The organism is Paenibacillus sp. FSL M7-0896 (assembly GCF_037975415.1).
Lineage (GTDB): Bacteria > Bacillota > Bacilli > Paenibacillales > Paenibacillaceae > Paenibacillus_AQ > Paenibacillus_AQ silagei.
Map to the genome: position 1 here is coordinate 3397805 of NZ_CP150250.1, position 15274 is coordinate 3413078.

The window sequence follows — 15274 nt, forward strand, 5'->3', positions numbered from 1 at the left end:
CTCAAGCTCAAGCTGGAAGACAACTAGGAGAGCATCTGCACAAGTTTCCCCTGATTTCTAAATTGATTTTAGAATAATAGGAGGAGTTAAGCCCATGGGTAGAAAAAAGAGGTCTGTTCAGAAATCATTGCTCACATTCTTATTATCCTGTCTGCTGGTCTTACCGCTTGCTCTCCCGCCCGCACCGGCACATGCAGCTGCTACCGGAAATCTTCCTGCCAGGCAGGCAGAATATCTGGACCGTGGCTTGGTGGCGGTTCTGACCGATGGCGGCGTCTTTGTGAGCTGGAGGTACTTGAATACGGATTCAGATGAAATCGCTTACAATGTCTATAAAAACGGGATCAAGGTGAACCCGGCTCCGATCGTAGACTCTACCAACTATGTGGATACGACGGGTGCGGACAGCTCGCAATATCAGATTTCTACGCTTGTTGCCGGGAAGGAGGAAATGCAGCCGGAGCGGGCGGCAGTGTGGCATAACTCTTATCTGCCGATTCCGCTGGATAAGCCTGCTGATGGCCGGACCAAAGACGGGGGGACGTATTCCTATTATGCCGGAGATGCCTCTGTCGGGGATCTGGACGGGGACGGGGAATATGAGATCGTTTTCTTGTGGAGTCCCAGCAATTCTAAGGATAATTCACAAGCCGGCTATACCGGGAACGTCTACATCGATGCGGTCAAAATGGACGGCACCAAGCTGTGGCGCATTGATCTTGGCGTGAACATCCGGGCCGGGGCGCACTATACGCAGCTGATGGTGTATGACCTGGACGGCAACGGCAAAGCCGAGGTCGTGGTCAAAACGGCAGACGGCACCAAAGACGGTCAAGGTACAGTCATCGGTGACGGCACCAAGGATTACCGCAATGACGGCGGATATATCCTGGACGGGCTGGAGTATCTGACGCTGTTCGACGGCCAGACCGGCGCTGCGGTGTCCACCGTTGACTATGATCCGCCAAGGGGTAATGTCAGCTCGTGGGGAGACGGATACGGCAACCGCGTAGACCGTTTCCTGGCCGGGATTGCATACCTGGACGGCGTGAAGCCGAGCGTATTAATGGCCCGTGGCTATTATACAAGAACAACACTTACCGCCTACGACTACACGAATGGCGCATTGGTGAAGCGCTGGAACTTTGACACGAACGAAGCTGGCGCACAATATGAAGCACAGGGTAATCACAACCTCAGTGTACTGGATGCAGACGGTGACGGCCGGGATGAGATCATGTACGGTGCGCTGGCGATTGACGATGACGGCACACTGCTCTACAGCACCGGGCTTGGTCATGGAGATGCGATGCATGCCGGGAAGCTTGATCCGAACCGGGAAGGGTATCAGGTTGTCAGTGTGCATGAGCATAAGGATGCTGCTTACGGACTGGAGATGCGCGATGCCGCTACAGGAGAGATCCTCTGGGGACAATTCACCGGCAAAGATACCGGGCGGGGAATGTCAGCAGATATCGATCCGGAGCATCCCGGTTATGAGTCTTGGGCATCCACGATTGTGAATGGTCAGATGGACCCGTTATCCCGCGGCTATGCAGCGGACGGTGAGGTGATTTATGAACAGAATGAAGTGCCGCGAAGTGCGAATTTTGCGATCTGGTGGGACGGGGATCTTCAGCGGGAGCTGTTCGACCACGACTGGAACAACACTACCGCGCAAGGCATTCCGCTGATTTATAAGTGGGATTACCGCAATAAGCAGCTGAAGGAGATTCTCCGGGCAGCCGGTTCATTGACCAATAATCATACCAAAGGCAACCCGGCCCTTCAGGCGGATCTCCTGGGCGATTGGCGCGAGGAGCTGCTGCTGCGCAGCGAAGACAGCACGGAGTTCCGGCTCTATACCACCACGATTCCAACCACCTACAGAATTCCGACGCTTATGCAAGATCCGGTGTACCGGCTGGGAATAGCCTGGCAGAATGTAGCGTACAACCAGCCGCCGCACACAGGCTTCTATCTCGGGACGGAGGCCACTGCATTCCCTAAAGCGAATCTGGCACTGACCGGCGCGCCGCAACCGCTGGAGCAGCTCTACCACTTCGGGTTCGGTACGGAGCCGCCAGCAGGAACAACTTCTGTGCAGGCTACCCCTTACACGGAGGGAACGGGATATGGTTTCGAGAGCATAAGCGGAATCACCTTGGGCGCGAGCCACGCTTCCCTGCCGGAGAACACCAAGTTTGCGGTGGACCTGCCGGATGCCAATTACAAGGTGACGCTCAAGCTGGGCAGCGAAGACAGAGACTCAAGTGTAGGTGTCAAATCTGAATTTGTGCAAAAGCTGGCGCTCACTCAAATCCGTGCCGGCACACCACTGCTCTACTCCTATGACATTGCAGTGGTGGACGGCCAGTTAGAGTTTATTTTCTCCGGCACGGCGGCCGATGTGCAGGAGATCAAGATTGAGAAGTACCCGCAGAAGACTCCGGGAACCGGAACAACCATCTATATGGCTGGTGACTCGACGATGCAGTCCTACAGCGGAATGCAGGCTCCGCAGGAAGGCTGGGGCCAGCAATTCGGCAGCTACTTCAGCAGCGGAGTAACGATCCAAAATGATGCTATCGGCGGCAGAAGCAGCAAGTCGTTCATGGTGGACGGCCGTCTGGATAGTATCCTGCAGCGGATCAGACCGGGCGATTATTTCTTCATCTCCTTCGGCCACAACGATGCCAGCGCGGGTATTCCTGACCGTTATGCTTCTCCGGCAGATTATGCAGCGTACTTGACCCGCTACGTGAACGGAGCGAAGCAGCGCGGGGCCACTCCGGTTCTGTTAACGCCGGTAGGACGCATGGACTTCAATACGGTCACTCAGGAATTCAACGTAAGCTTTCCGGAATATGTGAAGGCGGCAAAAGAAACAGCGGCTGCGCTGAACGTGCCCCTGATCGATCTGAGCCAGCTCAGCATTGCGGAGTATAACCGTGTCGGCCTGACCGCTACGGAGAAGCTTTTCCTGTATGCCAATCCTGGCGAATACCCGAAATACCCGAACGGGGTCAGCGATAATACCCATTTCAGCACGTATGGCGCACAGGTCATTGCCGGTCTGGTGGCGGGCGCAGTGAAGGAGATGAACCTCAGCATATCCCCGTTCGTGATTGATCCTGGTATTACCGAGCCGGAGCCAGAGCCGGAGGTGCAGCAATATGCGGAGGACTTCGAGGGTGACCCGGCCGCAGCACAATATTCGATGGTGAATGCTACGGGCACTGCCGGAACTATGGCGGGGACGGTTACAGAGGAGAACGGGAACAAGGTATTGTCTGTAACGGGTTCCGGCTCCGGCAACCGCGCCAAGGTATTCCGCCTGTTCGATGCGGTGAACGGCGACATTGTGAACGTCGATTTCAACTGGCATTCCGGCAATGTGGGCGCTGTCCCGTCGGAGGGGCATTTAAGTCTGCAGGATGCGAATGAGAATCTGATTTTCACCTTGTTCACCAAGACTGGAGCGGCAAGCCCGAATACGAACATTCATTATTTCACCGGCCCGTACACACCAGACTATGGTACCGGCACCACTGCCATTCCAGGGGGCGGAACCGCTACGACTATTCCCAAGAATCAGTGGGTGAATGTCAAGCTGAAGATTGATTTTGCCGGAAAAACCCTTGATCTCACCTTAACAAGTCTCGCTAACCCAAGTGTCACCCAGACGATCCGCGATATTCCGCTGAGTCCGGGAGTCTATGACAATAACGTCAGGGGCTTGCGGTTCCTGGGTACGCGAAAAGGAGGAGGAGGCACGCTGAATTGGACCACCCAGATTGACAACGTGAAGATTGAGGGTACGAAGCTTCCGGTGGCGGCAGGCGATATGACGGCATTGATTGCGCTGCATCAGGAAGTGAAGGCTATCGATCTCACATCCTACACGGAAGCTTCTGTAGCTGTAGTGCATAGAGCCTTGAACGCTGCCGAGGCGCTAATCGGGACAACAGCCTCGCAGGCGAAAATCGATCATGCTGTGAATATGCTTAAGGTTGCGCGTGATTCCCTGACCAGGGAGGCTGCGGGTGATGTAAGCACATACTCATTTGATTTTGGCTCCGGCAGCGCAGCAGACGGCTATACGAAGGTGGATGCCAAACGGGCCTACGTGGAAGGGAACGCATACGGGTTCGCCGACACCGCGCTGGTCCAGGACGAGAACCGGGGAACCGGCAACCCGCTGACAGAGGACTTCACCCGTGTAAACGGGACCTCTTTCGTAGTGGAGATGAAGCCGGCGAATTACCGGGTAACGACGACCATCGGGGATGCGCAAGAAGTGACCCAGACCGGTGTTACGGTGGAGCAAATGAACAAACTCCCGGTCACCACCATCCCCTCAGGCCAATTCAAGGAAGTCACGTATGATATCGCCCTGATCGATGGCGTATTTAACTTCAGCTTCTCCGGCAGTACGCCAAAGATCAACGCGCTGAAGATTGTGCGGCTGCCAGAGCAGGGGGCGGCTGATAAGCCAACGCTCTATCTGGCGAGTGATTCCACGGTTGCCAATTATGCAGAAAGCTACCGTCCGCAGGCGGGGTGGGGAGAGACGCTGGGCCGTTATTTTGACACAGAGAAAATCAGCATTGATAACAGGGCAGTCGGCGGACTAAGCAGCAAAACCTTTCTGAACGGCGGATATCTAAACGATATTCTGCTAGGCATTCATGAAGGGGATTATCTGTTCATGCAGTGGTCGCATAATGATTCCACACCTTCCCGCCCGGAACGGTATCTTACTCCGGAGCAGTTCAAGGTGTATCTGAAGGATTACATTAACGGCGCTGTGCAGAGAGATGCGGTACCCGTGCTGGTTACACCTGTCAACCGGCGGGATTTCAGCGGAGAGGTGCTGAACAAGAGTTTTCCGGCATACGTGCAGGCGATGAGAGAAACGGCGCAGGAGACGGGGACGCTGCTGGTTGATTTGAATCAAGCGAGCTGGGAATATTTTCAGGAGCTGGGCACAGAGGGCACCAAATCCATCTTCATGTGGACGGGAACCACGGAGGACAACACCCATCTGCAGATGAACGGTGCGATTAAGGTATCGGAGCTGGTAGCGGAGCTGGTGAAGGAGCTGAATATTCCGTTGTCCGCCTTAGTTACTCTGGAAGGAGAGCAAGCGGATCAGACCCCGCCGCATACGTCTGCGGCAGTGAAGGGGGCTGAGCAGAACGGCTGGTACACATCGGCGGCGGAAGTGACATTCACCGCGAGCGATGAGCAGTCCGGGATTGACCAGACCTTTTTCAAGGTGAATGGCGGGGAGCTTCAGACTGGCAGTAAGCTGACGATAAGTGAGGAGGGCAAGCATACCCTGACCTATTGGAGTGTGGATAAAGCCGGTAATAAGGAGACAGAGCAGACACTGGCAGTAGCGGTTGACCTCTCGCCTCCGGCGGTAATTATTCAGGGAGAGGCACAGTATACGATTGACCAGCAGGTCGAGCTTAGCTATACGGCTTCCGATACGGTGTCCGGTGTAGCAGAACCAAGCGGCGAGTTGCTGAATGCACCTGCGTATACACTTGAACCCGGTCTGCATAAAATAACGGCCACCGTCAGCGACCTTGCTGGCCGTGAGACAAGTGTGGATTTCAGCTATAGTATTTACGCTACGTTTGCGAGTCTGGCTGAATTGACCCGTGCCTTCGCGGGTGAATCGGCAGACCCGGGTGCAGCTGCGCTTGCAGAGCAGCTCGCCAGTAAGTTAATGCTGGCGGAGCAAGCGGCGGGGGCGCGTGAAGGGGCGAAGGCCAGAACGCTGCTTGCAGCATACAGCCAGGAGGTCAGCTCTGGGGCCGCTGCGGCTTTTACGATGGAACAAGGGAATGAGCTAACGAGATGGGCTGCATGGATCAGTCAGGGAATACCGCTCGCGGACAGCGCTCCAGGTATGCCGGTGCTGTCAGATAATAACGGGCATGATACGGGCCTGCGGGACGGCGATTATACGGTTACGATGAATCTCTGGTGGGGCAATAATGGCACCGGCTTCAAGCTCTATGAGAATGGCGAAAAGATTGAAGAAGGCGCTCTGACAGACCAGTCACCGTCCGCCCAGTCCGTGCAGATCGATATTGCCGGCAGACCGAACGGGACATATGTCTATACGCTGGAGCTCAGCAATCTGCATGGATCGGTGATGAGCGCACCCTTGACGGTGACGGTCACCGATGCCTCTCCTGGGCAAGCGGTATTATCCAACGATAACTGGGACGGGGACGGCAGCTATGCGGTGATGATGAATCTGTGGTGGGGGACGAATGCAACGGAATACCGGCTGTACGAGAATGGAGTATTGGTTGATACACAGACTCTACAGGCGCATACCCCGGATGCCCAATCCGCAGTCACTGCAATCTCCGGCAAAACCCCCGGAACCTATGAATACGAAGCCGTCTTGCGCAACGCAGCAGGCGAGACCAGATCTGCGAAGATGACAGTGACTGTAGGGAAGTGAGCGGCTGGCTGAAGACCGGATGATGCGCTTGTTCGTGCGAGATTAACTGGAAAAGCCCGGGAAACCGGGCTTTTTGTGCTGCAAGAGATGCATCTCATGGCTTGGGCTGAATGGGGATGGAGGAGAGGCGGGAGGAGCATTAGTGCCCCTGAATTAAGCGAAAGTAGGCGGCAATCGAAAATGAAGAGCAAAAGTGCACCTGAATCCAGCGAATGCGGGCCGGACGGGGCAAATATAGTGCACTAGTGCCCCCGAATGTACCGGATACGAGCAAAACGAGCAAATAAGGAGCACTAGTGCACCTCCCTACGAAGGATGCCGCTAAAAGTAGGCGAAGAGTAAAAGAGAGTGATCATTCATGCAATTTGGTGCAGCTATTACAATAAAAGCTCTCAGTTACAGCAATCTTGCAATAGTACAGTAACAATCCTTTCAGCAGCATGCTATTCTTGGGCCAGCAACAGCAACAGCAACACTAGCAACTTGCGTACATTAGCACATGTCACACACTAGGACCAGGCATACGAACACCAGGATAGTTGCTGGAACGGGGAGGCGGGACCGGAGATATATGTATGCGTTTACACTTAGGTGGTTTTGTGTTCGTCGGTAATTTTGTATTCGTCTTTTTCTTTTGTGTTCGTTTCTCTTCAATAACATTCCATTCAGTAGGCAGGTAATGCGTTCACATGGCTACCCGGTATCTATTTATGTATGTAAGACCAAGAATTAAGGGAGGCGTAATCGTTGAAGCAGATCAAACAATGGATGCTTACTCTTATGATGACGTTGCTGCTGACTGTAGTGCCAGCGGGGGCGGGGAGCGCGGCGGCTGTGCTGGAGGAGGTGCCTTTTCCGATGGATTCCAGCAATCAGGCGGGATGGTGGTCCCCTCTTGCCACTTACGGGCTTGGTTATGAGTATGCTTATATGGCTTATAACGCCCCGGGATCGATCCCCGGCAAGCATACGGTAGCTATTGCAAGAAGAGACAACGACGGGATATGGAGCAAGCTTCCGCTCATGGATGGGACAACCCCGGCGGAATATGTGGATGATCTCGGGCACAACCAGCCTTCTACAGCCAGAGACGGGAGCGGGCGGTTCCACGTTTTCGCTTCCATGCACAGCAATCCCTGGCACTACTACCGCTCAGATACCGTGGGCGGGATTCCGCAGAATCACTCGGACGAGCTGCCCGCAGGCATGACGGTAACCTATCCCGTAGTCACGACCGCTCCGAATGGAGATCTGTATTTGCTGGTGCGCATTGACAAAGACCCGGCCGGCAAAAGAGAGGCTGTTCTGCTCCGCTGGAACAATGCCGACTCCGTATGGACTCAGGTCAAGACCATTGCAGCGCATTTGAATCGGTCGGTCTATCCGGATGATCTGGTCTTCGACGCAAACGGCGATCTGCATATCTTGTTCGAATGGGCGTACTTCGCCGCTAGTCCGCTGCGCCACCAGTTGTCCTATATGAAGTATAGCCCGTCCACGGGCGTATTCAGCAAAGCGGACGGAACTCCGGTCACAGCGCCTGTCTCCCTGACTACGGCGGATATTGTGCAGCCTATGGCTCCAAGCGAAGCCTATGTGCAAAGCGGCAGTGACCCCGGCGGCCCGGGCGTACAGAGTGCCAAGATGACACTTGACTCTGCTGGCCGTCCCGTAATCGCTTACCGTTACCGTGAGGAGGGCAGCACTAGCTTTGCTGTGAAGCAGGCCACTTACGGTGCAGGGGGCTGGAACCTGCAGACCATCTATAACGCTGCTCCCACGAATGCGGCGATCGATGTGACCTGGACCGGTACAACAGCCAGAATCTATTATGTCAAAAGCAGCGGTACTGACCGTGCGTTCATGGCAGTGAATACCGGCGGAGGCTGGACAGAGAGCTCGCTTGCACCGGGTATCCCGGTGTTAAGGCTGGCGGTAGACCGCAGCCCGAAGGGCATTGACATCTTGTACCTGGTAGATGTAACGAACCTGAAGCTTTACTATGGGCGAAATAACTAGTTGACCATCAGAATTCAACAAGTGATTTCATTCCATAAATGAGGTAAGGTACAGAGCTGCGTTCGGTACGAATAAACAGGGCTAAGTGTATTTTGTACAACTAAAAACAGGGAAACAGAAGACTTTCCACTTCTAATTGTAGTCTGTACAACTACATTTGCCCGGATGGGCGAAAATCCAGGTATAGGGGCATTTTAATTGCATGAACTACATCTAAACGGAGATTTGGCGGCACATTTGACGATTTAGTTGTACGAATTGCAATTAAGCCTATCCCTTCCACCCTAATCGGGCTGAGGTAACCCCTAAACATGCCATTAGTAAAGTAATTCTCACACGTTTAAACCTGATGAGCTACTAGGCAGTGCTGGTGAGTAGCTGTAACCATGTTATCTACCAAAAGAAAGAACCCGGGCATTCGTCCGGGTTCTTTCGTATTGCATCTATACAATTCAATCAGCAATTACACAGCATCTCTGCCGGCCCGGGAACGTTCTGGCATAAGCGTAAGATGTGCGCTCCAGTGCAACAGATGAGGAGCTGCTGTAGGCGTCTTTTGCCGATCAACAGGATACGTACTTGAAAATTGTTGGCCTGGGCGCATTCTGAAGTACAAGGATACATTGATCTGCTATAATATTTCATTAAAGAATATTGCGAGGCAAGGGGGAACATCAAGATCATGATTATATCGCTTGAAAATGTATCCTGGCGGCGTGAGCAGACGATGATTCTGCACGAGATGAATTGGCAGGTGGAGAAGGGACAGCACTGGTGTATAGTGGGTCTGAACGGCTCAGGTAAGACGACTATGCTGAACGTTGTGAACGGCTATATCTGGCCAACGAAGGGACAAGTGGAGGTGCTGGGCCACCGCTTCGGCGATGTAGACCTGAGAGAGCTGCGCAAGCGGATCGGCTGGGTCAGCACCTCTTTGCAGCAGAAGCTGTACGGCCATCAGACGGCGCTGAACATCATTCTGAGCGGCAAGTTCGCCACGATCGGGCTATACGACAAGACGGAAAAAGAGGACCTGAAGCAGGCAGAGGAACTGCTGGAATTCTTGGATTGCTCGGCTCTGGCCGCACGCACTTATGATACCTTGTCACAGGGACAACGCCAGAAGATTCTCATCGCACGGGCACTCATTGCAAATCCTGAGCTGCTCATCCTGGACGAGCCGTGTACGGGACTGGATATTTTTGCGCGGGAGCAGCTGCTGCAGATGATCGAAAAGATCACGAAACAGGAAGGCGGCCCCACCTTGCTGTATGTGACCCATCATATCGAAGAGATTACACCCTGCTTCACGCATACCCTGCTGGTTAAAAAAGGGGAAATCTATAAAGCTGACGAGACCGCAGAATGTCTGAAGTCCGAGGTGCTCAGCGAATTCTTCGATACTCCGGTTGAGGTGCAGGAGCACCATAACCGGAGATGGCTGACTTTGGGCTAATATAAGAGGCGTTCCGGGGAAGCCATGACAAAAAATATTTTGTACCCGGGAGACATGCCGTGTCCATTCCATCAAGTCCGCAATATTGTGTAGGGCAGGACCATAAAAACCACAATATTAGGAGGAATGGCTTATGGCAGATGAAGGATGCAATCAAACCGCTTCCGGATCTTGCTCACATGCAGAGGGGAACTCCACGACCGCAAGCGGTTTTGCTTCTCACGCTGAGGGGTACCAGACCACAGCCAACGCTTCTGCGGCTCATGCTGAAGGGTACCAGACCCTTGCAGTTTTGGACACGGCCCATGCCGAAGGGAATGGTTCGCTTGCATCAGGACCGGCCTCACATGCGGAAGGCTACAGGACCTTTGCAATCAATGACGCTGCCCACGCTGAGGGAGGTTTAACTACTGCTTCCGGAACGCAATCTCACGCTGAGGGTGCTCAAACGGTTGCTTCGGGTGTAGCTTCACATGCGGAAGGCAATCAGAGCACTGCAAGCGGAGAATATTCCCACTCAGAAGGCTACCTAACTGTAGCTGCTGGTTCCGCTGCTCATGCAGAAGGCTTCTCAACGCTGGCAAATGGGTTTGTTTCTCATGCTGAAGGTTCCTTCACTGAGGCCAATGGAAACTTTTCTCATGCTGAAGGTTCAGGTACAATTGCAGGTGCTCAGAACTCTCATGCTGAAGGGAACAGTACAGTTGTTCTGCCAGAACACACTGATGCTCATATTATGGGTACTTATGGTGAAACACTGTTTCCTTCTTCTTGGCATTTAGCCAATGGTACTCCAGCCGCCTCTAGCCTTGCTGCTGCACTGGAGGCGGCTTCCGGAGATTTATACCTTCAAGGCACGGTAAAGAATTTTGGGGCGGATTATGCTGAAATGTTTGAGACAGTGGATGGAATGCCGATAGAGCCGGGTTATTTTGTGACCACGGATGGGGAGCGGGTCAGAAGAGCAACCCCGGCAGATCATTACGTCCTGGGCGTGGTCAGTGCTACACCCTCTGTCCTTGGAGACGCAAGTCCTTTGCATTGGAAAGACAAATACGAAAAGGATGAATGGGGCAGGGTCAAATATGAAGACCGGGAAGTGGAAGCCGTGACAGACAGCGAGGGCAATGTTCTGGCGCATGCGTATACTGTGAAAGCTGCTGTGATCAATCCCCAATTCGACCTTTCCCAAACCTATGTGTCACGTATGGATCGTCCAGAGTGGGTGGCTGTAGGAACCATGGGTAAGCTGCTGGTCCGTGATGATGGCACCTGTCAGGTGAATGAATATTGTATGCCTGGTGAGAATGGAGTAGCAACCGCTTCTGCCGAAGGGTACCGCGTTCTTGCCAGAACAGCACCTGATCAAATCCGAATTTATGTGAAATAAAGACGATTCAGCAAGAAGGTGCAGCTAAAAAATAGTAGAGCAGCGATCCCCTGTTAACGGAGATCGCTGCTTTTGTGATGGAGAAATTATTGATACTTCGGCAGCCAGTCACCATGAGCCGCGATCAGGTCGTCGCACATACTGACAATGTCGTCCATCGACAGTTCGGCGGCGGTATGCGGGTCCAGCATGGCGGCGTGGTAGATATGGTCCTTTTTGCGAGTCATAGCGGCTTCTATGGTCAGGAGCTGGGTGTTGATGTTGGTCCGGTTCAGCGCTGCGCACTGCGGAGGCAGATCACCCACGAAGGTTGGCGTTACGCCACTTCTGTCCACGAGACAAGGCACCTCGACACAAGCTTCCTTCGGCAGATTGGTGATTAGCCCCGTGTTCATCACATTGCCTCCGATTTTGAACGGCACATCCGTCTCCATGGCTTCCAGGATGTAAGAGGCATACTCATGGGAACGCTCATGCGTCAGATCCTGGTTGTTCACCAGATCTCCGCGCATCTGCTCCCAGCCCTTAATCTGTTCCACGCAGCGGCGCGGATATTCATCCAGCGGAATCTGGAAACGTTCGATCAGCTCCGGGTAGTTCCGCTTGATGAAGTACGGATGATACTCGGCGTTATGTTCAGAGGATTCCGTAATATAGTAGCCGAATTTCAGCATCATCTCATAGCGGACCATATCGTAGTGCGGCTCAAGCTGCTTCTCGGCCGCGCGCCGTTTGATCTCCGGGTACAGATCCTCGCCGTCTCTGGTGACTTCGAGCAGCCAGGCCATGTGGTTGATGCCGGCGATCTTGGCTTGAACCCCTGTCTTGTCAATGCCGAGGTGGTCGAATAATCCAGGGATACACTGCTGCACGCTGTGACAGAGTCCAATAGTATTCACCCCGCCATAAGTGTTCATGACATTAGTCAGAACGGCCATCGGGTTCGTATAGTTCAGGAACAGCGCATCCGGGCACACCTCGCGGATATCGGCCGCGAAGTCCAGCATTACCGGAATGGTCCGCAGGTTGCGGAAGATCCCGCCAATGCCTACGGTGTCAGCGATCGTCTGGCGCAGGCCGTATTTCTTGGGAATCTCAAAATCCGTAATCGTACAAGGATCGTACCCTCCGACCTGAATGGCGTTCACCACATATTTGGCACCGCGCAGCGCTTCCTTGCGGTCGGTATAGGTAGTTACGGTACACGTGCTGCCACTGCGTTTCTTCAGATTCTGGAGCATACTCGCTGAGTCATTTAAGCGCTGAAGATCGATATCGAATAATGCAAGCTCGAAGCCCTGAAGGGCAGGTGTAGCCATGATATCGCCGAGGACATTCTTCGCGAAGACGGTACTTCCGGCACCGATAAATGTAACTTTAGACATAAGTGATAAGCCTCCTATAAGATGCGTGAAAAGCCTTCTGTCATACAGCCGCTTGCGGATGAAACTGACAGAAATGTGCTGGAACAGAAGCTTTTTGCGCTGATTTCTACTATAATCACTATAGAATAGAAGCGCTGCGCGGGCTATGGAGAAAGACAAGATACATATGGAGGAATGTTGCATGGACCCGGAGCATTATGAATTCACCCTGGGCATCAACCTGACGCCGGAGGAGCAGGAGCTATCCGTGCTGTTCAGCGGGGAAGGGAGGCCGCATCCCGGCCACACTGTTGGGCCGTCCGTACATGATTTCTACCTGATCCATACCGTTCTTGCGGGCAGCGGCCGGTTCGAGACCGAAACGTTCTCGGCGGAGTGCAAGGCGGGCGACACCTTCGTGATTATCCCCGGCATGTTATTCAGCTACAAGGCGGATACGGACCACCCGTGGCATTATGCCTGGGTTGCCTTGCAGGGCATCGGCGTACTGGATCAGCTTCGGGCAGTAGGGATTACCAGGGAACGGCCCTTCGCCCATTCCGGCAATGTCCCGGAACTGCATAGCCTGTATACCGGCATCCGGCAATCCTTCAAGCAATCCGCATATCCACGGCTGGAGAGCCTGGAGGCTTCCGGCTGGGTGCGGCTGCTGCTTCACCGCTTCGGGCGGGACAATCTGGATCAATTGCCGCCGCATCCGTCTGAAATGCCGGAGATGATCGACCGGCAGATCGACCAGGCGATCCGTTGGATTACGCTGCAATTCCACCAGCAGCTCAGCATTGATCACATCGCGTCTTCGCTCGGCTATCACCGGGTTCATCTATCCAAGGCCTTCAAGCAGCGGACCGGGATGTCACCCAAGCAATATCTGCTCAAAATAAGGATGGACAAGGCCAAAGAGCTGCTCGCAAGCCCGCTGACCATCGAACAAGTAGCCTCTTCGGTCGGCTTCAATGACGCCCTGTATTTCTCTAAGCAATTCCGCAAAGCTACGGGCATGCCGCCGAGTGAATACCGGGCCGCACTTAGGAACGGGAATTAGAAAGGGACAAGCCGCAGGGGGAGAAAAAATGATGATGAAACCGCAAGTTCAGCGAATCCGTGATCTGACCATAGTACGAAGAGGGGGAGGCCGGGTGCTGGTCATCGGCTGCGATTCCAGCGCCAGCATCGGGAATAAGCCGATGGATGCGGTGCAGACACCCCCGGCTGTCGCAGGCTATTATGCTGCCAGAGTTGCAGTAATGGAGGTGCTGTCTGTGGGGGCGGAGATCATAACGGTCATCGACACCCTGGCGGTAGAGAAGGAGCCTACAGGGAATGAAATTATCCGGGGCATCCACAGGCTGCTTCAGGAAGCCGGACTGACTGCCGCCCATCTGAACGGCAGCACCGAGGATAATTTCGTGACCTGCCAGACCGGTATCGGTATTACCGTGATAGGGGAGGCGGATGAGACGCAGCTGAAGCTGGGATGTTCAAGTACAGGAGACTGCATCGTGATGCTGGGCGAACCGCTGGTCGGAAGCGCTGTTCTGGAGCAGGAAGCAAGCCTGTGTACCCTCCGGCAGCTTCAGCTTCTGGCAGGCGCGCCGGAGGTCCATGACATTCATCCGGTCGGCTCGAAGGGGGCCGGGTATGAAGCGGAGCTACTCGCGGAGTTGAACGGCTGCGGCTTCCAGCCGGTGCCTGGAATAGAGGATAAGCTGCAGGCATCCGGGGGGCCGGCGACAGCGGTGATTTTTGCGGCAGAGGAACGTAGGATTAGCGACCTTCAGTCCAGAGTAGGAGGTAAAATGGAGATTATCGGTTATTTGCAGCCTTGACTGGCCTGTGTAAGATCCATACAAGTGCGAATCAAGGCGTCTTGGATTAAGGCAAATCTGCCTTGCCAGCAAACAAATGGATAAACGTATCTTAATTTCCCTCTTTCTGCGAAATGTCCTGAAGCAAGTGGAAAAATAGCAACTGCTGCTTACGGATTAGGCCGTTTCAGGTAACGAGTGATTATTTAAGTGCCATTTTTCCAATTGTTTCCCCAGCATGGCCCATACGTTCCTCAGGAAGTGGAGAAAATCCAACTAAATGCGCTCCCGCAAACATACACATCCCAGTCTCATCCGCTATCCAAGTTCAATGGGCACTGCCAGCCCCTTGCAGACAGGGAGTGGTATGAGCTGGAGAATGTGCAATCCTTCTAACAATTGTTCAATCAGCATAAGCGGTTGTTTGAATGCAGCTGACTAAGCGCCAAGAATCCCTGCAATTGACATCATTCAAATTCAAAGTTATTATAGACACACATAGTCCTTAATAAGGGCGATGCTGATGTACATTGCAGATTGGCGATGTAGATTGGACGATGCAGGTTGGTCGACGCAGATGTACATTACAGATTGGCAGTACAGATTGGTCGATGCAGTTGTGCAATACAGACTGGCGACGCAGGTGAGTGATGGAGATGCGGTGTCTATTTTTTTGTAATATTCACGGACTACAGAAGTCTCTAATGTCCACAAATCGACCTGCCG

7 protein-coding genes are annotated in these 15274 nt (G+C 53.6%); 6 read left to right on the top strand and 1 reads right to left on the bottom strand.

Features of this window, described 5'->3' with window-relative positions:
• The first annotated feature begins 94 nt into the window (after nucleotides 1–94).
• From MKY12_RS14405 to MKY12_RS14420, 4 genes are all read left to right on the top strand, one after another.
• On the top strand, nucleotides 95–6490 hold the full coding sequence (locus tag MKY12_RS14405; RefSeq protein WP_339314224.1) for a GDSL-type esterase/lipase family protein: 6396 nt from the start codon (nucleotides 95–97) through the stop codon (nucleotides 6488–6490).
• Between the two features lie 747 nt (nucleotides 6491–7237).
• Nucleotides 7238–8509 carry a BNR-4 repeat-containing protein gene (locus MKY12_RS14410; RefSeq protein ID WP_339314226.1) on the top strand — a complete coding sequence of 424 codons (1272 nt, stop codon included), beginning with the start codon at nucleotides 7238–7240 and terminating at the stop codon, nucleotides 8507–8509.
• 682 nt (nucleotides 8510–9191) lie between these two features.
• Complete coding sequence (locus MKY12_RS14415; RefSeq protein WP_339314228.1) at nucleotides 9192–9965, top strand: ABC transporter ATP-binding protein; 774 nt, start codon at nucleotides 9192–9194, stop codon at nucleotides 9963–9965.
• Between the two features lie 133 nt (nucleotides 9966–10098).
• Entirely contained in the window at nucleotides 10099–11355 is a 1257-nt protein-coding gene (locus tag MKY12_RS14420) for a peptidase G2 autoproteolytic cleavage domain-containing protein (RefSeq protein WP_339314230.1), read from the top strand.
• Between the two features lie 86 nt (nucleotides 11356–11441).
• Here MKY12_RS14420 and MKY12_RS14425 read toward each other — a convergent pair whose 3' ends face one another.
• Nucleotides 11442–12740 carry an alpha-glucosidase/alpha-galactosidase gene (locus tag MKY12_RS14425; RefSeq protein ID WP_339314232.1) on the bottom strand — a complete coding sequence of 433 codons (1299 nt, stop codon included), beginning with the start codon at nucleotides 12738–12740 and terminating at the stop codon, nucleotides 11442–11444.
• Nucleotides 12741–12921: 181 nt separating this feature from the next.
• On the opposite strand from MKY12_RS14425, the gene MKY12_RS14430 reads away from it, so the two are divergent.
• Both MKY12_RS14430 and MKY12_RS14435 read left to right on the top strand, forming a co-directional pair.
• The gene (locus tag MKY12_RS14430) at nucleotides 12922–13785 is read left to right on the top strand and encodes an AraC family transcriptional regulator (protein ID WP_339256781.1); all 864 of its coding nucleotides are present in this window, start codon (nucleotides 12922–12924) and stop codon (nucleotides 13783–13785) included.
• A gap of 28 nt (nucleotides 13786–13813) precedes the next feature.
• Entirely contained in the window at nucleotides 13814–14569 is a 756-nt protein-coding gene (locus MKY12_RS14435; RefSeq protein WP_339256782.1) for an AIR synthase related protein, read from the top strand.
• Nucleotides 14570–15274: the final 705 nt, after the last annotated feature.

Coding starts and splice junctions, on each gene's coding strand:
- MKY12_RS14415 (WP_339314228.1), top strand. CDS start 9,192: ATGATTATATCGCTTGAAAATGTATCCTGGCGGCGTGAGCAGACGATG.
- MKY12_RS14420 (WP_339314230.1), top strand. CDS start 10,099: ATGGCAGATGAAGGATGCAATCAAACCGCTTCCGGATCTTGCTCACAT.
- MKY12_RS14435 (WP_339256782.1), top strand. CDS start 13,814: ATGATGATGAAACCGCAAGTTCAGCGAATCCGTGATCTGACCATAGTA.
- MKY12_RS14425 (WP_339314232.1), bottom strand. CDS start 12,740: ATGTCTAAAGTTACATTTATCGGTGCCGGAAGTACCGTCTTCGCGAAG.
- MKY12_RS14430 (WP_339256781.1), top strand. CDS start 12,922: ATGGACCCGGAGCATTATGAATTCACCCTGGGCATCAACCTGACGCCG.
- MKY12_RS14405 (WP_339314224.1), top strand. CDS start 95: ATGGGTAGAAAAAAGAGGTCTGTTCAGAAATCATTGCTCACATTCTTA.